Consider the following 19,045-nt stretch of genomic DNA (forward strand, 5'->3'; position numbering starts at 1 on the left):
CATGTTGCCGATTGCGTAGCACGAATATCGCTTAAAGAACGCGTATTTTTCTTGTTATACAATTCCTCGTGAAGCGAGGGCTTTGTTGACGGCTTGTGCCCATCCTTCTGGTCCATAGGCATCCGTTAACCAAGCATCGTAGCGTCCTGGAATTTCAGGTGGTGCATGAACAGGTGAACGCACTACAACGGGAATATCCGCTTTACTTAACATGCCAATATCGTTTTCCCCGTCCCCAAGGGCCATGCTGGTCACGGTGCTTTGGTAGAAAGCAGCATACTGTTGACTCAGCCATAACATAGCACGAGCTTTATCGCAGGATTTGCCCATAAGGTGAGTAAAGCGTCCACCCTTTTGCACTTGGATGTCAGTGTCTTTTAGCGCGTCTCTAAAAAGGTTTAAGGCATTAGCCGAATCTTTCCAGACCATGGGCTCTGTAAACTCGCGCTGCATCGCCAGCTTGGCACTTTGTTCCGTTAAGCCTGTTAGCTCAGCCACATCTTGCCATGTCATATCGCTAAAGCGTTTAAATTGAAAGCGGCTGTTTAAAGGGGTGGTGATGTCTATCAGGGTTTGTCTATGTGGGCCAAATGCTTTCAGCCAATAATGACCATGGTCTTCTAAGCCGTGTTTATCCTGATCCCCATTGTTTATAAGGCTTAGTTCTTTCGGAATATAGACCGCTGCACCATTTTCAACGATAAACGGATCTTTATGGCGTAGTGATTGGCGTAAGTCGTTAAGTTCAGCAAAAGTTTTGCTAGTGTTTAAAATACACGGGATGGTGAAAGTTTGAAGCGCTTGGAATGTAGAAAGAGCGGGGTGAAAACTGTATGTATGATGGTCCAATAAGGTGCCATCTAAATCTGTGAATACGAGTAGTTGTGTCATATTTTTTAAGATCTTGGTTGGATAGAATGTATCTTCCATCGAACCGTCGATCTATATCCTCCTTCGTCATGCAACAACTGGGAAAGTTAAGTCTCCTTGTTGCTTGTTACCAAATTAAGGAACGGCGTTCAAAAAATGGTAAAGGTTTATTGTTCAAAGCAAATCCAATGCCAGTATTTGAAAGTGTTCTACCTTCCCTAATGACTGTTTCTATTCGTTTTTTAGCTTAGCGGCTTTTATGAACAAATTAATGACAACCTTTCTAAAACACATATTTTTTCCCTTTATTCACATAGATGGAGTGCTGTTAACCCCTATCTGACAACGGCTGAAGGAGGACATTGCCTTCCTACTTTCTTGTGTGAATGCAGCATGTATACTTCCATGGCTTCACCATGTTTTTGGGAAAATAAACGGCTGTTACTTTTGTTTCTTTGATTGGCTTTTGACGGGGATTTAATTGATGTCTCGATCATTATTCACCAAAAAGGTGCGCAACAAAGTAAGGTATTTTATAAGATTGTTCTGTTTTGGTGCGATTTTGAATTTTGCGTAAAATGTACCGATGGTCGGTTTAGAGTAGAAATAGCAAGTAGTTAGAAGAAAGAAAAGACAGACTTTTCTTTCTTAGTGATTAACCGTATTTTTTGACTAGAGTGAAATGCAATGGTGAGTGAGCTAGCTTATTCTTCACAAAGTGCGATATAGCCTACTGTGAATGCGCCTTCTTGAAAGGCACGTAAACCCGTTGCCTTGAATGGAATTGGCATTGGATGGTTTTTTAGCACTTCTTTCACCGTTGCACCACTAAACAAATCCACCTGAACGGTATTGATTAGTTGAATGGCGGCTTCAATTTTAAATCCGATGGCCCCACCAGCAAATTTCCCTTTTGTTGGACGCTCTTTAATTACTGCACGGGTTACTTTGTAATCTTCAAACAGCTTTTTCAGTATCAGTTGAAATTTACGAACGCTTTCACAGTCATTTGGGTGGTTCAATGTGTGACGCACTTGGCGACAGTCGGCGATCTGAAAAAGACCGTCTTGCTTAGAAAGTAAGCAAAGAATGGCTTCGTTGCCTTTGATCTCGATACCACAAGTAATCATATTGGATCCTGTATAAGGGAATTTTGGGCATTATGGCACACTTCGAGGAGTGCTAGCAGAGTAAAAAACACTGCTTTGCGAATTCAACACACGTCATATGTAATGCAAAACAGATTCGTGGTGGTAGATCGTACTCTTTTGAGTTTCATGACTCTTATTTTACAGAAGAATACGCTACTATTTTGGAATATTATTTTGAAAATATGCATTACACGATATTTTATCCTGATAAATGTCAAAAAACTGTGATTCGATCGCGTCTTCTTATTTTCGATTACTGAGACATATTCTCACAAAATTCTTCCTATTTTTGTGAGGTTGTCTCCTATTCTTTAACGAACCATAAGGCTACTTACCATGACTGCTTCATCGCCCAAGGGGATTTCTCGTCCCCAGGTGAAATCGCTAGATGAAATCCTTCCTACTGAACCCCTTTTAATGATGGGCGCAGGCCCTGTTCCAATTCCTGAACGTGTTGCTCGAGCGAACTCGGTGGTAATCAACCATCTCGGCAGTGTCATGGCGCAAGTCATCAATCAAGTAAAAAGCATGGCACGTTACGTATTTCAGACGGAATCTAAATGGGTACTGGGCGTGGCGGGGCCAGCATCGGCGGCGATGGAAATGGCTGTGTCTAACTTAATGGAGCCAGGGGAACCGATTCTGTGCATTAACAATGGCTTTTTTAGCCATCGTATGGCTGAGATGGCAACACGCATTGGCGCGGATGTTCACGAGTTGCATGTTCCAGTATTGGAAGCGGCAGATCCTGAACGTGTGCGTAAAGCCATTGAGACAGTGCGGCCGAAAGTGTTGACTCTAGTTCAAGGGGAGACGTCCAACACGGTTTTCAATCATGCTTTAGAAGACATTGCTAAGATCGCTAAGTCCTATGGCTGTTTAGTGGTTGTTGATGCGGTTTGTACGTTGAGTACCATGCCGTTAAAAATGGATGAGTGGCAAGTTGACGTGGTGATTACTGGTGGCCAAAAAGGCTTGTCGTCTATTCCTGGGGTCTCTTTGTTAGTCTTTTCTGATGAGTCATGGAAAACCGTCAAAAATCGCAAAAAGCCGGTTGTGCAATGGTGTTTTGATGCGCAGCTTGCGGAAAACTTTTGGCACAATGATGGCTACCATTATACCGCTCCTGTGTCGGGTATCATGGCTCTGCATGAAGCGCTGAAACTAGTATGTGATGAATCTTTAGAGCAACGTTTTGCAAGACATTTACGATGTTCTAAAGCATTGCAAGCGGGTATAGAAGGTTTGGGGTTGAATTTGTTTATTCCTGAATCGTCTCGTTTGAATTCGGTGGTGGGGATTCAGTTACCTGAAGGCTTAACCGCAGGGCAAATATGTCGTCATATTTCTGATGTGTATCGTGTGGAAATTGCTGGTTCTTTTGGTCAGCCGATTGTACGTATTGGTCAGATGGGTGAGCAGTGCCGTGAGCATAACTTATTTCGAACCTTGCATGCCTTGGGCAGCAGCATGCGGGATTTAGGGATTAAGGTAGACCAGCCTAATGGTATGGCAGAAATGGAAGCCTGTTTACAACGTATTCCTCGAACGTTATCTCAAGTGGCTTAAAAACGGCGAATTAGCCTTAGCCTTTCCGCTACGACCCCCATTTCCCATTTGGAGATGGGGGTTTTTGTTATGGCTTTTGTACGAGTGATGTTTTGCGTTTTGTGGGCATTAGGCTTGCAAAAAGAGCACTAGCCGTGATCATCACACAAGCAACCACTTGAGTGTCTGTTGGTGTTTGGTGACCAAACAGGCCAAGCCATGCCGTCGACAGTGCCGGAGCGGTATAAGACAAGACCCCCAATAGTGATAGATTGCCGCGCTTAACCCCCATATCCCAACAGAAAAAGGCAATACCAACGGGGCCGAGTCCTAAGCCGATAACGGCCACCCAAGTGTTCGTAGAAAAATGCCAGTGTAAAGGTTCCAATAGTAAGTGAGCGATGACTGCAAGGAGGGTCGTCATCAAGCAATACCAAAGCACAGCACTGGAAGGCACCTTGTGAAAACGACGGTTGGCGACAGAATAGCCTGACCAAATAAACGCGCAGGCAAACGCCGCTCCATAGCCAAGGGAGGTGGCTTGTATCTCATGGCTGGAACCCGCGGCGCGAGAATGAAGCATCATGCCTGTGGCGATAAAAGCGACAATCGCACCCAATAGATGGGTCCAAAGAAGTTTGTTTGTGCTGCTCATCCCTGCCATTAAGACAATAAGTAAAGGCCAAAGGTAGGCAATCAGGCCCGCTTCTATTGGTGGGGCGTGTTGAAACGCATAGAAATAACAGAAGTGATATAGGAAAAAACTGATTCCTCCCATCAGTTTGGCGCGAGTGGGTGTTTGCTGCCAAGAAGAAACGAGCTGACCCTTTATCAAATAGACAATGAAAAACAGCACACTGGCGACACTAAAGGTTAGGGCCAACAGGAGTAATGGCGGGACTGCGTTTGCCTGTGTGGTAAATAACGCCAAACTGCTCCATAGCAGAATAGCGATGCTGCCAATGATGGTACCTCTCGTGCTGGTCAATGCCATGATGCCTTTTCCTCATTTTATTGTTGCATAGGGAGTAAAAGGAGGAGTATAGCTAGGCCATGACAAATGATCGTTGGTAAAAATCCGCCTATCTCTTGTTAAAAAGACGCGATTTGAATGACTCGAAATTAGTGTGACTGAGCTCGGTACTGTCCAGGCGTCTTCCCTAAATGCTTACTGAAAAGTTTGACCAAAGCACTGGCGTCTTGCATACCCGTTAGATGGGCGATGTCATCGAGACTTTTATTAGACTCAATTAATAGCTGCTTGGCTTTGTTAAGACGTTGAGTCAGCAGGTATTGTTTTGGTGTCATGCCAATATAGCGTTTAAATAATATGGTGAGCTGGCTTTGACTAAGGTGAACAGCGTCGGCAAGTTCTTGAATTAAATAGGGTTGGTCAAAATTCCTGTCTAGTTGGTATTTTGCTTTGAGAACACGTTGATCACTTTGTTGGATGTGTTCCTTAGGAATGGGTAATAAATATTCGATGAGGCTTAAAGCTTTTTCTAATGCCAGTGGGTTGGATCCTGTTTCGGACAATTTGGATAAAAAAGGTAAATAGGCAATAGCCTGTTCGGATAATTGGATAAAGGGCTGGTCGCTCTCCAGGGTTTTGTTCCAACAGGCTAGGTTATTGATTACCAAGCAGCGATTCCTTTGTTCCGCAAAATGATGGTGAGCATGCTGATTAGAAATCAAACACGCTTGCCCCGCTTTTACCAAACGTTGTGTTTTTTCTACTTCAAGATAAAGAGCACCCTCAAGTGGCAAGACAATTTGAGTATGGTGGTGCTCGTGAGGCTGGGCGGTACCACTATAAGCCATAATTTCAATGGAATCTCGCATGATTCGTCACCCTATTTTCGGTGGCCTTTTTTAGGTTGGTAGAGGGATATTAGCACGCCAATGACGACGACGATGACCGCTACTATTTGCTCATTCCCGATCGCTTGTTTGCCAAATAACGCAGTCCATAAAATAGACAGGGCAGGGGCTGTATAAGATAAAACACTTAACAGAGAAAGGTCCCCTCGTTTAGTACCGATATCCCAACATAAAAAGGCGACACCTATTGGTCCAAACCCCAAGCCTAAAATAGCGATCCATGTATCTTGAGAAAAGTTGTAAACATGGGGCTCTAGGGCGAAATGAAAGCCTGTTGCAAGTATGGCTGCGACAATACAATTCCACAAGACGCAGGAAGCGGGGACATTTAAGCGCCGTCTATTAGTGAGTGAATAGCTGCCCCAAATGAGGCTGGCGATAAAGGCAGAAAGGTAACCTAATATTGTGGGAGGCGTGCTCGTATTATTGCTAGTGGTGGTGTCCAATATTGTGCTCATTTGCGTGCTTGAGTGAATCATTAGCCCTGTTCCTGCTAAGGCGATGATCCCACCGATCAAATGTGTCCAATTAAAACGACTGAGTTTACGTGAAGACAAGCACATGATGATAAGCAGTGGCCACGAATACGCCAATAGGCCCGCTAATAGTGTTGGCGAGTGCTGTAATGCATAAAAATAAAAAAAGTGATAGAAAAAATAGCTGGAGCCACTTAGTAACATGGACTTAATTGGCGTGTCTTTCCAGGATTGAACGAGTTCACCGCGCACAAAGTATACAATGATTAAAAAAACACTGGCCATGCTAAAGGTGATGGCTATCGCCAGCATGGGAGGTACTGAACCTACTTGTGAGGTGAATAAGGCCAAAGAGCTCCATAAAAAAATGGCAATAAAACCAATACCCGTCGCCTGTTTATTCATTCGTGTCTCTTTTCGCTCTCTTATCTGTCTGAGCTAGTATCACATGGGATGTTTACGCATTAATCAATAAAGATTCATCGTATTTAATTTCTCAATGATAACAACTAATTCCGGCTTTTTATAAACAATTTACATGCCGATTCCTGCCCTTTTTCAATAAACATATTGATAGTTTATTACAAATAACGTGCACTTAATTGTCATAAAATAAGAACGGTGACAGGTTAGTGACAGGTTTGCGTAGTAAGGTGTGCTCACTGGCTATTTTATCAATAAAAAATAACACTTTGATACCAGATGAAAAACAACAAAAATAACAAGCAGGAGAATACCATGCTTAACAAGATATCTATCAAGTCTGTTCTTATTTCAGGTGCGGTTGCACTAACGCTTGCTGGACAGGCTCATGCTTACGAACCCGCTCGTAGTATAGAATGTATTGCGCCCGCGAACCCAGGTGGTGGTTGGGACTTTACCTGTCGTAGCGTTGGTAAAGTACTGGTTGATCAAAAATATATCAAAGGTAATGTTCAAACCGTTAACATGAGTGGTGCTGGCGGTGGTGTAGCCTTTGCTCACACAGTTAGTAAACGCTCAACAGATGACAATCTTATCGTGGCCGCTAGTACAGCAACCACCACTCGCCTTGCTCAAGGCCAATTCCCCGGATTAAATGCAAGCCAAGTGAAATGGGTCGGCACCCTTGGTGCGGATTATGGCGTTATTGCGGTAGGGAAAAATTCCAAATACACATCATTAACTCAAATGATGGATGCTCTAAAGAAAAATCCTGGTGCCGTTAAGTTTGCTGGTGGTAGTGCCTCTGGTGGTTGGGATCATTTAAAAGTATTGATTGCGGCAAAAGAAGCCCACGTAACGAACCTGCCTAAAATTCGTTATTTAGCTTTTAGCGGTGGTTCTGAAGCTTTGGTTCAAGTAGTTGGTGGCCATATCGATGCTTTTACTGGTGACATTTCTGAAGTTAAGGGGTTCATGGAGTCTGGTGATCTTCGAGTATTAGCTGTTATGTCTGAAAAGCGTTTACCCGCTCCGTTTAACAACATTCCTACTGCCAAAGAGCAGGGCATTGACGCGATTGCTCCAAACTGGCGTGGATTTTACGTTCCAGGTAAGGCCGATCCCGCTTCTTATGCTTGGTGGGTAAAAACCATGGATGAATTGTATAAGACACAGGAATGGAAAGATATTATGGTGAAAAATGGTTTAATGCCATTCCATAAATCTGGTGCAGAGTTCACTGCGTTTGTTAACAAACAAACAGCAGACATCAATACCTTGTCGAAAGAAATTGGTTTGATTCGATAACGGTCACTAAATACAGTCGTCCACACGGGAAAGGAGGCTTCTCTCCTGTGTGGATGTACCTATTTCTATATTTAAATGATCTAACTTACTCGGAGCAGAGACATGCGTATTAATGATCGTGTGTTCGGCATGCTGATGCTGATTCTCGCCGTTGCTTACGGTTGGGAGGCAACACAATTCCCCATTCCTTTTGGTGGAAATGAAAGTGTTGGTCCAGAAACTTTCCCTATTATGTTGTCCATTATATTGGGCATCAGTTCAATTTACTTAATTGTAAAACCTGATCCAGATGAAAAATGGGCGCCTATCCCCATGTTGCTTCAACTGTTAAGTGTTGCTGTGGCTTTATTGATTTTTGCTTGGGCAATTGAGCCTGTGGGCTTTATACCATCAGCTGCTCTTGTGGTGAGTTTTATTAGCTGGCGCATGGGGGCAGCAGTGAAGCACAGTGTGATTACTGGCATTGTTAGCTCCATTGTTATCTTCTTCTTGTTCAACTATGTGCTTGAATTGGCATTACCTCTTGGTATTTTGGAGCTGTAACCATGGAAACAATGACTTTATTGATGCATGGCTTCGCGGTGGCCTTAACCCCAGAAAGCGTTATGTTTGCCATTATTGGTGCTATACTTGGTACGCTGATTGGCGCTTTACCAGGCCTTGGGCCTGCCAATGGTGTGGCAATCTTGATTCCTTTGGCGTTTAGTTTAGGTTTATCTGCCACTTCTTCTTTGATTTTGTTAACGTCTGTTTATGCAGGTGCCATGTATGGCGGACGTATTTCTTCCATTTTGTTAAATATTCCTGGCGATGAGCCAGCCATGATGACCTGTTTAGATGGTTATCCGATGGCGTTAAAAGGCAAGGCGGCCGAGGCGCTGGCTATTTCAGCTATTGCTTCTTTTATTGGTAGCTTTATTGCAACTGTCGGCCTAGTTATTTTAGCTCCGATTCTCGCTAAATTTGCCCTTAAATTTGGCCCGTCTGAATACTTTGCTTTGTTTGTCTTAGCGTTTGCAACACTAGGTGGGGTAACTGGAAAAAATCAATTTAAAACCATCATGGCTGCGGCCCTTGGTTTAATGATAGCCACGGTTGGTATTGATTTATCGACGGGGGTACAGCGCTATACCTTCAACATGCTTGAGTTATTTGAAGGTGTTGATTTTATTATTGCCATTGTTGGGTTGTTCGCGATCAGTGAGTTGTTTTTCTTTATTGAGCGTCACGCTGGCGATGGGCTAAAACAAGTTGCGATTAATAAATTAAAATTAACCGCAGCGGACATTATCAGAGTTTTGCCAGCCTCCGTTCGTGGTGGCATTTTGGGCTTTGTTGCTGGCGTCTTGCCAGGTGCAGGGGCTTCTTTAGGCTCGTTTATTAGTTACTCGTTAGAAAAGAAAATTTCCGATAAAGGCGAGTTTGGTAAAGGGGATTCTCGTGGTGTTGCCGCACCAGAATCAGGGAATAATGGTGCCGCATCGGGGGCACTGGTACCGATGCTGACTTTGGGGGTGCCTGGTAGTGGTACCACTGCCGTATTACTGGCGATGCTGATTTCTTTGAACATTTCGCCAGGCCCGATGCTGTTCCAGCAAAACGCTGATTTAGTGTGGGGGGTTATTGCGGCGATGTTTGTGGGTAACCTCGTACTATTGTTGCTTAACATTCCAATGATCGGCATTTTCGTTAAACTATTAAGTATTCCACCTAAGTATCTAATGCCCGTAGTGACTTTAATTGCTTCTGTTGGTATTTATGCGGTGAGTCATAGTGCGATTGATTTGTACTTTATGGTTGCGTTTGGTGTATTGGGCTACATTTTACGTAAAGTGGATATTCCACTAGTGCCCGTTATCTTGGGAATGTTGCTTGGGCCTGAAATGGAAAAAAATCTACGTCATGCCTTAGTGTTGTCTGATGGTGACTGGAGTGTCCTGTTCAACAGTGGTTTAAGCATTACTCTATGGGCCATTTCTATTTTAGGGCTTGTGCTACCGATGATTATTGGGCCGATTATTCGTTCTAAAATGTCAAAGTCTAAAGAGGCATAAATAGGTTAAATGCTTATACTTTCCTCATCAGTGTGAGGTATGCTGATGCTAGTAATAGTAAAACAACCATTGCGTTAGTGATGAAAGTTCGAGTTGCAAAAGCAGCTCGAACTTTGTTGTTTCTGCTTTTTGTCTCGTACTATGAATGTAGTTGTATTTTATTATGCGAATTTTGGTGGTAGAGGATACTCAAGTACTCGGGCAGGCCATTTTAGAACGACTTACCAGTTTGGGTCACGGCGTGGATCTGATTGATGATGGTAAACGAGCCCATGATTTACTTAAGTATCAATCGTTTGATTTGATTTTGTTGGATTTAAATTTACCCGGTTTGTCTGGTTTACAGTTGCTGCAAAAACTTCGTCAGAAAGAGGACGGAACGCCCGTTTTGATTTTAACTGCAAGAGATCAAATTGAAGATCGTATTCGTTTGCTGGATGAAGGCGCAGATGATTATTTGACTAAACCTTTTGATTTTGGTGAGTTGGAAGCCCGTTGCCGTGCTCTGTTACGTCGTAAGCAGGGGTATGCGGCAAATGTCAGTGAACATGGCAATCTATTAGTCAATCGAGATAGCCGACAAGTCTTTATTAATGGTGAGCTCACGGCGATTACCAATCGTGAATTTCGATTGTTAGAGATTTTTTTAGGCCATCTTGGTCGCGTGCTCAGTAAAGATGAGATTACTGACCATCTGTTTAATTTTGATGAAACTCCCAGCCCGAATGCCATTGAGTTATATGTAGGACGCCTTCGTAAAAAGCTTGTCGCCAGTGATTTTTCGATCACGACTCTCAGGGGAATTGGTTATGTGGCAGAAGTTTCTGCGTCGCCAAAAGCCTAATAAAGGGGAGTTAGTGTCAGAGAGTACACCCTCTTTGCGTCGGCGATTTATCATCGGCGGCATTATCATCATTAGTGTCATTGCTGCGCTTGCTATCAACTTTGTTTTTGAGTATAGCCAACGATTGGCGGATATTTCTTATGACCGTTTGTTGCGTAGTGCCTTGCTACAGATGGATGAAAATATTGGTTTAATGCATAATGAAGTAACCATTGATATCCCATGGTCGGCGTTTGCCACCCTTGCGCAAGCGAATGATGACAGAGTGTTTTATAAAGTTGTTAGTTCATCTCAAGGATTTATTACAGGTTACCGCGACTTAAATATTACGCCACCGAAGCCTCCACAATTGGACAAAATACAATTCTTTGATCGCGAATATTCAGGGGAGATGGTGCGTTTTGCTTGGTTGGAACGTCATCTAACCGAGTCAGAGTCAACGGGCACGGTACGTATCATTATTGGTCAGACACGTTTGTCTCGAGAAGAACTGTCCTCATCGGTGACAGAACGAGCCGTTGAGGTCGTGGTAATGATTGCATTGGTGGCTGTGGCGCTGATTGTTCTTGGTAGTCAGTTGGTGCTTAGACCTCTTCATAGAATCAGTCGGGTGCTGGAAGAGCGTCAGCCAGGAGATTTGACGCCAATTAATATTAAAACGCCCAAAGAAACGTATCATTTAAAAATGGTGATTAATCATTTTATGGCGCGTTTACAAACCAACCTAGAGCAGTTAGAAAATTATACCGCTGATGCGGCCCATCAATTGCGAACCCCTCTTGCTAGCTTACGTGCTTTGGCTGAAAATGCTCGCGATAAAACCTCCCCAGAACGGCAGCAAGAAGCCCTTGAAAATATCGTGACGCAATGTGATTCACTCAGTCAAACGGTCACGTTATTGCTGAATCAAGCGGTGGTGTCCCATCGTATGCAAACCAATCCAAAAGAGCCAGTGGACTTGTTGGTTCCTGTTACCGCATCCTGTCGAGAACAGGCCATTACGGCATTGCATAAAGGGGTGAGTTTGTCACTAGAAGCGGATGTAGAGCGAGCGATGGTATTTGGCGATGCATTTGCATTGCAGCAGATGATGCAGAATCTGATCGAAAATGCGGTACGCTACAGTAATCTTGGTGCCGAGCAAGCAACGGAAGTGGTTGTCAGGGTAGAAGAATTTTCCAACTATTATCGAGTTAGTGTCATCGATTATGGTGCCGGGATTCCTGAAGAAGAAAAAAAACGTGTCTTCGAGCGGTTTTACCGTGGTCGTTATGATACAGCTGGCAGCGGGGTTGGACTGGCGATGGTCAAAGACATTATTGATCACCATACTGCGAATATTACTATTCTTGATACTCAGCCAAAAGGCACTACCTTTCAAATTGACATTGCTAAGTATCAATCGAGCAATGATTCTGGGTCATTACTATGATGAAATGGTTAGTTGTTTTTTTTAGTTTGTTTTTGATGAGCTTTAACGCGTTTGCTCAAGCGTTGGTAGAGCCTGAAAGCATTGAGTTTGGTAAGAAAGATGCGCCACGTGTGCTGCGTATTCATTCCTCTATAGATCTTGCTTCGTTTGGTCCCTTGATTAAGGGATTTGTTAAGCGCTATCCCAGTATTCGAGTATCTTATACTGACATTAATACCTCCGAACTATACAAACAAACGATTAAAGAAAGTGCGCACCCTCAGGCAAGCCTAGTGATCAGTAGCGCGATGGGATTACAGATTAAGTTAGTGAACGATGGTTACGCGCAAACCTATCATTCCTATGAAACGGATCATTTACCCAGTTATGCCCAGTGGCGTCATCAGGTGTTTGCATTTTCCTTGGAGCCTGTGGTGATGTTAGTGAATAAAGATCATTACCCTGGGCCATTACCAAAGGATCGCCAAGATGTATTACAAACCATTCGTCAATATTCAGATTTTATGAAGGGACGCATTGGTACTTATGATATTCGCCAAAGTGGCGTGGGGTATTTGCTGGCCAGCCAAGATGCTCGCCAAGCGGACACCACATGGGGGCGATTAATTGAAGCCTTTGGTAGTCATCAAGTAAAAACTTACTGTTGTACCCACGAGATTATTGATGATGTTGCCAGTGGCAAATTAGTACTGGGTTATAATTTATTGGGTTCTTATGCGGCCCAACGGGTAAAAGAGGATACTCGCCTGAAAATGATCTTGCCCAAGGATTATGCCTTAATGGTGATGCGCGTTGGATTGATTCCTAAGAAAGCCCCCAATGCGGATGATGCAGGGTTGTTTTTAGATTATTTACTGACGGACTCGGTGCAAAGGCGCATGCAAGCTGAGACATTGATGTTTCCTATTCAGCCCAATGTGATGACAAAAAATACCCTAAACATACTGGGTAAGTCAGGTCCACAGCGGGTGGTGGAGCTTGATCAGCAGCTATTGGTTGGGCGTGACTATGCTAAGCAACGTCGCTTTATAAAAAGCTGGGAAGAAGCACTAGAAATCCCCCATTAATATTAAATACTCCTTTTTGATGGTGTCACAGTTTTCTAGTGCCTTATCCTATGGGCTAGGTTTCTCAGCTACATTGGTAACGGAGGTGCTTGTCACAGCATCTGACGTAACCTGTGGCGTAGCAGGCTTGCAATAAATAAGCTTTTCGTCAGCCTCTTCAGCTCGCTCTTCACATGACCAATTCGGGTAATGTGAACTGTATTTACTTTTCTGAATGATAAAAAAGGGTGTTGTTTGAGTGCTTAACCATTTAGACAGATCACCAGAGCGAGCTTCGGCTTTACCGTTCGAATAGAACAGAGCGGAAAAAGGGCGTTTGTGAAGATAAAAAAGGTCTGCTGTCTTTGTTTCCGCTTGTATCTTCCAGTCTGAGATGATGGCCATTTGCGAATAATTTTTCGTCAAGTGAAAGTGAATGGCTCCCACCACCATCATTAAAAACACAGGGGTAACAATACCCAGACTATAAAACCATTTAGGCAATGGGAAGTTTGCTTGGTAATAAGTAATCAGCATAGCCATGGCTGGTAAGGAGGGCATGACAAAGCTGATGAGAATATTTCCAGTGAAGGTGTATAGTACTAAAGGAGTGGTTAGCCATAAAAGTAAGTAACTACCAAAACCGTCACTGCTTCCTTCCGTATCACCGCCTTTTTTCAGAATTCGTATCCATTGAACAATGAGTAGTGGCGTCCAAGGCAGCATGGCGATCAAAGCAAAAACCCAAATCATACCGCGTACATGGTGATGAATCGAAGCGTAAAACTCTCCTTGCGTGTTGCCTAGGAAAAACCATTGAATATATTCGTTGCTTAGGTAGTAATGCAGAAAACCAGGCATTTGGTACTCTGCTAATGCTATCCAAGGAAGAGTCAAGAGTAAAAAGAGTAACGAGCCGGAGGCCCAAGGCAGGCGTTTTTTTAGAGACCGCCAACGGGCATTGGATAGTAACCATAATGTTAAGCTTAAACTGATTAAGAGAAGTGCTATTGGGCCTTTTGATAGGAAGCTAATGGCTAGACCAATAAAAAAAGTGTAGCCCCATAAGGACTGTTTTTTACTCCATGCAAACCAGAAGCTCACCATGGTGAGAGTGGTACCGAAAGTCATTGATGTTTCTGGAGAGATGGCCCCGATGAGGATTAAGAACGCGCTGGTTGTCGCCAAAATAGCGCCTGCGAAACACCCCATGCTGGCTGATTTGAAGTAGTGTTTAGCAAAATAATACAGCAAGATTAATGTGCCGATGCCTGCTATTAAATGTGGAAGACGCGCTGCGATACTGTTCATACCAAAAAGTGAAAAGCCAGTGGCACTCATCCAAGCGAACATAGGGGGATTCCCCATATATGGCATATGAGGGTTAAGCATGGGGATGACCCAATTATGGGTGTCTGCCATAAAGCGAGCAATTTCTGCGTATCTCGCCTCTGTTGAGTCTAAAATAGGGTACATAGAAAGTGACAAGAAGCGTATAACCACGCTGCCGATCAGCAAAAATAGCATCCCTTTTGTAGAGGGGAGCTTTTTATATAGATGATGCATAATTTGCTTCCAGAAGAATGAATGTTGTTTTTTCTTCCTTGAAGGTACAAAGGAACGGCTGTTCTAAAGCAAACAAGTGGTCGCGCTTATGGTTTGGCATAATAAACCCTACTTAGATGAAGGACTGCCGAAGCGTCGCGACAAAAACAGGGATGTATAGTAACGATCTTGTAAAAAGCCGCCAAGCTCGCAGTGCCAAGCGAGCGTAAAGCTTTTTTACTAAATGAGATTTTCGCGATTTTCATTATGATTTGAGACATGTCCAGTGTGAAAGAAGTCCTATGTGGTCAAATGTTTTGGGTCGTTTGTGCTTTTATAAATCGAGACAGACATCGTCCTAAGATGTCTGCTGAGTAAGAGATCTGCTGATGATTTTGCTGCACTTTGCCAAATAGTAATTTGGTTTATAATCATATTTAGTACATGCTTTAGATTGTTTGTCGTTCATTTACGTCGTAAACAGAACGACTGGCGACTATGCTGTCTAAGCTATTGGCGTTTTCTCTGTAAGCTCCGAGTCGTAAGTGCCGATAATTCGGGAAATTGCTGTTATCTTAAGTGATGGGGTGTCGTAAAAAAGTGATTCACCTTTTTTTCATTTAAAGACGGAGACAATAGGCAATAATGGGTGTCTAATTTTTTATTAGGAGTGGCGGGCATGAAATTGTTGCTGGTGGAAGATCACAAAGACATAGCGGGTATTATTTTTGATTATTTCGAAATTAAAGGAGACGTACTGGATTACGCCAGTAATGGCTTGCAAGGCTACGAACTGGCTAAAAGCGAGCACTATGATGCCATTATTTTAGATGTTATGTTGCCTAAAATGGATGGCCTTACTGTGTGTCAATCATTGCGGGAAAGTGGGATTGATACCCCCATTTTGATGTTGACTGCGCGTGATACAAAAGAAGATGTATTAGCCGGGTTCGATCATGCAGCGGATGACTATCTAGTAAAGCCTTTTGATTTAGATATTTTGGACATTCGTTTACGGACGTTGGTGCGACGCCGTAATGGCAGTATGGCGAACCGTGTTTTAACGTTTGGCGCATTATCTTTAGATATGAATACCCGCGTGTTACAGCGAGAAGGCAGTCGTTATTCCTTAAATCCATCGCAATATAAAATACTAAAATGCCTGATGAATCGCGCCCCTGAAGTGGTGACCAAAGAAGAGATTGGTGATGTATTATGGGGCGATGAAGAACCAGATAGTAAGGTACTACGTAGTCATATTTATCAGTTAAGAAGTTTGATTGATCGGCCCTTCGAACATGCCTATCTTAGGACTATCTCGAAAGTGGGGTATCGGTTAGTCGCAGAAGGAGAAGAATGAAACGGATAAAAAGTGCTAAACAGCTGACCTTTACCTACTTTTCGATTGTTGCCTTCGCCATTATCACGTTTCATTTTGCCATGTTTGACACGATGTTGGAGAGCATGGAAACCATTTATGCGCAAAATAGGATGCATAAAGACCTCAATACAGCGATACATTTGCTGCAAGGAACCCATCTTACCCACGTGGCAGTGCCACCTTTTTCTGATGCTTATGTCGGAGAAAAAAGTCTGCCACCTTGGATTGTGTTGCAGCCTGATGTGTCAGATGACAGACCCTACCATTTAGACCCTAGCTCAGATACTAACTTAGAATACTTCTCCATGAAAAAGCGGGTAATGCTGAATGGTAAAATGCAAAATATCTATTTGATTCACTACGATGAAATCTATGAAGAAAGTGAATCTCAAATGTTCAAAACCCAGACGACGCAAACCATCATGTCCCTATTATTGCTAGTGATTAGTCTATGGGTCGTGATGCGTATTTCAGCACGTCTCACCAATCCCCTTGCCCGCTTAAGTCAAGAGCTAGAAGGACGCAATGCTCAAGATAGCACGCCTATACCAATGCCTGATGGTGCGGCAACCAGAGAAATTCACCAATTGGTCAATCAGTTGAACAGCTATCGAAATCAAATCCAAGCTTTGTTACATAGAGAGCGTGCTTTTAATCGTTATGCCAGTCATGAACTGAGAACCCCATTGATGGTGATGAAGGGCGCGCTGACGTTGCTAGGAAAGTCCGATTCTAAAGCTTTTTTAGAGCGTCAACGCGGGCGAATGGACAGTGCATGTCAGGAAATGGAAGACTATATCACCACGTTGTTGTCTTTGACGCGAGAAGATGATATCGACGCCATGCTGCTTCGGGAAGTGGATGACAATGAGCTGCAATCCATTGTGCGTGCTCATACTGAATATAATTCAGGAAAACCGGTTGAAGTCTTGCAACACAGCCATGGTGTTGTCAAAACTAAATTACCGATGCCAACGTTGCATATTCTTATCGGTAATTTAGTCAAAAATGCCATTGCTTGCACAGAGCAGGGGCAGATCGATCTGATCATGTCTGATCAAGAAATCAAGGTGGTTGATACGGGGTGCGGTTTACAAGGTAAACCAAGCGGTGAAAGCTATGGTCTTGGCTTAATGATTGTCCGAGATATCTGTCAGAAATACCATTGTGAATTCAGCTTAGTAGATAATGAAGACCAGGGCTGTACTGCCAAAGTGATCTTTCCTGAATGACTCGCGCGGGAAAGGGGAAAACAGATTCAATAATTAGATGGTTAGGATTGAATATCAGCATGAATTAGTGACGCTTGTCGGTGGTATCATACGGGTATTAGTAGTTTATTCAGGAGGTAAAAATGAGTTCTGCTATCCTAAAGCGTTTACCCCTTCAGATGTTCTGGCCAACATTTGACCCATTTTTATTTTGTGCTTTTCATCAGGATCGTTACCCAAAGGCGACACCTGAGATGGAACCTGCTGCATCGCTACAAGGTCGGCCATTAGGGCAAGATTTTCATGGCATAGATGGCTGGCGTATGTATCACGGGCGAAAAGTGCCAGGTTTTCCCGTTCATCCACATCGTGGTTTTGAAACGGTCACCATTGTGAACCAAGGCTTTGTCGATCACGCGGATTCTATTGGTGCCGCTGGACGTTATGGACAGGGCGACACGCAATGGATGACCGCTGGTAGTGGGGTCCAGCATTCCGAAATGTTTCCATTATTAGATGAAGAAAAGGAAAACCCGCTGGAATTGTTCCAAGTCTGGTTAAACTTACCTGCTAAAAATAAAATGGTACCACCGCATTTTGGTATGTTATGGAACGAGGATACACCAGTCGTCAAGCAACCGGACATAAATGGTGTTGAAACGTCAGTCAAAGTGATTGCTGGTGAATTGGGTGCAGTGAAGGCGCTGGATTGCCCACCAGATTCATGGGCCGCTGATAAAGACAATCATGTGGCGATTTGGTTGATCGATATTCCTGAAGGTGGGTTGTGGACTCTACCAAGTGATCACCTAGGGTTGAACCGTACCTTGTATTTTTTTGAAGGGGAGAGTGTCGTGCTAGAGGGCGTAGACGTTTCTGTCAAAGAAGCGTTTGTGTTGAAAAGTGACGAAGCAGCTAGTATTCAAAACACAGGTAAAAAAGCCCGTTTCTTGTTGTTGCAAGGTCGACCTATTGGTGAGCATGTCGAGCAGCATGGCCCATTTGTGATGAACACAAGACAGGAGTTGCAAAAGGCCTTTCATGATTACCAACGAACTCAGTTTGGTGGTTGGCCTTGGCCTCGTAACGACCAAGTGCATGACAAAACAAAAGGTCGATTTGCGCACCATGCAGATAAGCTGGATGAACGTCCAACTTGATCAAAGAAAGGCCTCTTAGCTAGAGGTCTTTTTATTGTGTTCTAGGTCAGGTGAAGCTGAGAGGAAATCAGGTTTAGTAGATTACAAATGGGCATTTTCAGTGTATTTTAACTGGCTGTTGGCAAGTCTATCATTTATCGCAGAAAATAGTTAATCGTTTAAATTTACACTTAAAGATAAGGAATGTTATATGAAAATTGTTGCTTTTGGAGCGAGTTCTAGTCGTCAATCCATTAATAAAACCCTTGCAAGCTATACCGCAAGCTTGATAAACGGTGCTGAGGTGACGTTATTGGATCTCAATGATTTTGATATGCCCATCTTCAGTGAAGACAAAGAAAAAGAGTTTGGCATTCCAAGCGAAGCACAAGCTTTCGTCGATGCAATTGCACAAGCTGATTTGATCATCGCATCATTTTCAGAGCACAATGGTTCCTACAGTGCGGCCTATAAAAATATTTTTGATTGGGCATCGCGTATCGAAAAAGCCGTATATCAAGACAAGCCAATTGTCGTGCTTTCTACCTCCCCAGGCCCAGGTGGAGCGAGCAGTGTATTGGCCCAAGCGGTTAATAGTATGCCCTTTTTCAAGGGTAATGTGATTGGTAGTTTGAGCGTGCCAAATTTCTATGATGTGATGAAAGACGGTGAGATTGTCGACGCCTCTGTTAAGCAATCCATTCAAGATATTCTCTCGAAAGTGTAGTCTTTCTAG

General features: G+C 43.4%; 17 protein-coding genes. 11 read left to right on the forward strand and 6 right to left on the reverse strand.

Annotation, left to right across the window (positions count from 1 at the left end):
• Window positions 1–54 precede the first annotated feature (54 nt).
• A complete protein-coding gene (locus JHD45_RS02635; RefSeq protein ID WP_199474643.1) occupies window positions 55–891 on the reverse strand; it encodes an HAD-IIB family hydrolase in 837 nt (278 codons plus the stop codon).
• Between the two features lie 683 nt (window positions 892–1,574).
• Complete coding sequence (locus JHD45_RS02640; RefSeq protein ID WP_199474644.1) at window positions 1,575–2,000, reverse strand: DUF3010 family protein; 426 nt, start codon at window positions 1,998–2,000, stop codon at window positions 1,575–1,577.
• A gap of 357 nt (window positions 2,001–2,357) precedes the next feature.
• On the opposite strand from JHD45_RS02640, the gene JHD45_RS02645 reads away from it, so the two are divergent.
• A complete protein-coding gene (locus JHD45_RS02645) occupies window positions 2,358–3,590 on the forward strand; it encodes a pyridoxal-phosphate-dependent aminotransferase family protein (protein ID WP_199474645.1) in 1,233 nt (410 codons plus the stop codon).
• A gap of 67 nt (window positions 3,591–3,657) precedes the next feature.
• Here the strand turns inward: JHD45_RS02645 and JHD45_RS02650 are convergent, their stop codons facing one another.
• From JHD45_RS02650 to JHD45_RS02660, 3 genes are all read right to left on the reverse strand, one after another.
• Window positions 3,658–4,563 (reverse strand): DMT family transporter, encoded by a 906-nt coding sequence (locus tag JHD45_RS02650; protein WP_199474646.1) that lies wholly within the window; start codon window positions 4,561–4,563, stop codon window positions 3,658–3,660.
• Window positions 4,564–4,691: 128 nt separating this feature from the next.
• Complete coding sequence (locus JHD45_RS02655; protein ID WP_199474647.1) at window positions 4,692–5,411, reverse strand: AraC family transcriptional regulator; 720 nt, start codon at window positions 5,409–5,411, stop codon at window positions 4,692–4,694.
• An 11-nt stretch (window positions 5,412–5,422) separates the two neighbouring features.
• On the reverse strand, window positions 5,423–6,331 hold the full coding sequence (locus JHD45_RS02660; RefSeq protein ID WP_199474648.1) for a DMT family transporter: 909 nt from the start codon (window positions 6,329–6,331) through the stop codon (window positions 5,423–5,425).
• Window positions 6,332–6,664: 333 nt separating this feature from the next.
• On the opposite strand from JHD45_RS02660, the gene JHD45_RS02665 reads away from it, so the two are divergent.
• From JHD45_RS02665 to JHD45_RS02690, 6 genes are all read left to right on the forward strand, one after another.
• Complete coding sequence (locus JHD45_RS02665; protein WP_199474649.1) at window positions 6,665–7,657, forward strand: Bug family tripartite tricarboxylate transporter substrate binding protein; 993 nt, start codon at window positions 6,665–6,667, stop codon at window positions 7,655–7,657.
• A gap of 102 nt (window positions 7,658–7,759) precedes the next feature.
• Window positions 7,760–8,200: a tripartite tricarboxylate transporter TctB family protein gene (locus JHD45_RS02670; RefSeq protein WP_199474650.1), complete on the forward strand. Its 441-nt coding sequence runs from the start codon at window positions 7,760–7,762 to the stop codon at window positions 8,198–8,200.
• A 2-nt stretch (window positions 8,201–8,202) separates the two neighbouring features.
• Window positions 8,203–9,711: a tripartite tricarboxylate transporter permease gene (locus JHD45_RS02675; protein ID WP_199474651.1), complete on the forward strand. Its 1,509-nt coding sequence runs from the start codon at window positions 8,203–8,205 to the stop codon at window positions 9,709–9,711.
• Window positions 9,712–9,874: 163 nt separating this feature from the next.
• On the forward strand, window positions 9,875–10,555 hold the full coding sequence (locus JHD45_RS02680) for a response regulator transcription factor (RefSeq protein WP_199474652.1): 681 nt from the start codon (window positions 9,875–9,877) through the stop codon (window positions 10,553–10,555).
• Window positions 10,521–11,987: a sensor histidine kinase gene (locus JHD45_RS02685; RefSeq protein WP_199474653.1), complete on the forward strand. Its 1,467-nt coding sequence runs from the start codon at window positions 10,521–10,523 to the stop codon at window positions 11,985–11,987. Before JHD45_RS02680 ends, JHD45_RS02685 begins: the two co-directional genes overlap by 35 nt.
• On the forward strand, window positions 11,984–13,054 hold the full coding sequence (locus tag JHD45_RS02690) for an ABC transporter substrate-binding protein (protein ID WP_199474654.1): 1,071 nt from the start codon (window positions 11,984–11,986) through the stop codon (window positions 13,052–13,054). Before JHD45_RS02685 ends, JHD45_RS02690 begins: the two co-directional genes overlap by 4 nt.
• A gap of 48 nt (window positions 13,055–13,102) precedes the next feature.
• Here JHD45_RS02690 and JHD45_RS02695 read toward each other — a convergent pair whose 3' ends face one another.
• Window positions 13,103–14,599: an ArnT family glycosyltransferase gene (locus JHD45_RS02695; protein ID WP_199474655.1), complete on the reverse strand. Its 1,497-nt coding sequence runs from the start codon at window positions 14,597–14,599 to the stop codon at window positions 13,103–13,105.
• Between the two features lie 658 nt (window positions 14,600–15,257).
• On the opposite strand from JHD45_RS02695, the gene JHD45_RS02700 reads away from it, so the two are divergent.
• The 4 genes from JHD45_RS02700 (at window position 15,258) to JHD45_RS02715 (ending at window position 19,036) form a co-directional block, all read left to right on the forward strand.
• Entirely contained in the window at window positions 15,258–15,938 is a 681-nt protein-coding gene (locus JHD45_RS02700) for a response regulator transcription factor (RefSeq protein WP_199474656.1), read from the forward strand.
• A complete protein-coding gene (locus tag JHD45_RS02705; protein ID WP_199474657.1) occupies window positions 15,935–17,191 on the forward strand; it encodes a sensor histidine kinase in 1,257 nt (418 codons plus the stop codon). The genes JHD45_RS02700 and JHD45_RS02705 overlap by 4 nt, the downstream gene beginning before the upstream one ends.
• A gap of 122 nt (window positions 17,192–17,313) precedes the next feature.
• On the forward strand, window positions 17,314–18,330 hold the full coding sequence (locus JHD45_RS02710; RefSeq protein WP_199474658.1) for a pirin family protein: 1,017 nt from the start codon (window positions 17,314–17,316) through the stop codon (window positions 18,328–18,330).
• A 190-nt stretch (window positions 18,331–18,520) separates the two neighbouring features.
• Window positions 18,521–19,036: an NADPH-dependent FMN reductase gene (locus JHD45_RS02715; protein ID WP_199474659.1), complete on the forward strand. Its 516-nt coding sequence runs from the start codon at window positions 18,521–18,523 to the stop codon at window positions 19,034–19,036.
• Window positions 19,037–19,045: the final 9 nt, after the last annotated feature.

The organism is Marinomonas spartinae (assembly GCF_016461715.1).
Classification (GTDB): domain Bacteria; phylum Pseudomonadota; class Gammaproteobacteria; order Pseudomonadales; family Marinomonadaceae; genus Marinomonas; species Marinomonas spartinae_A.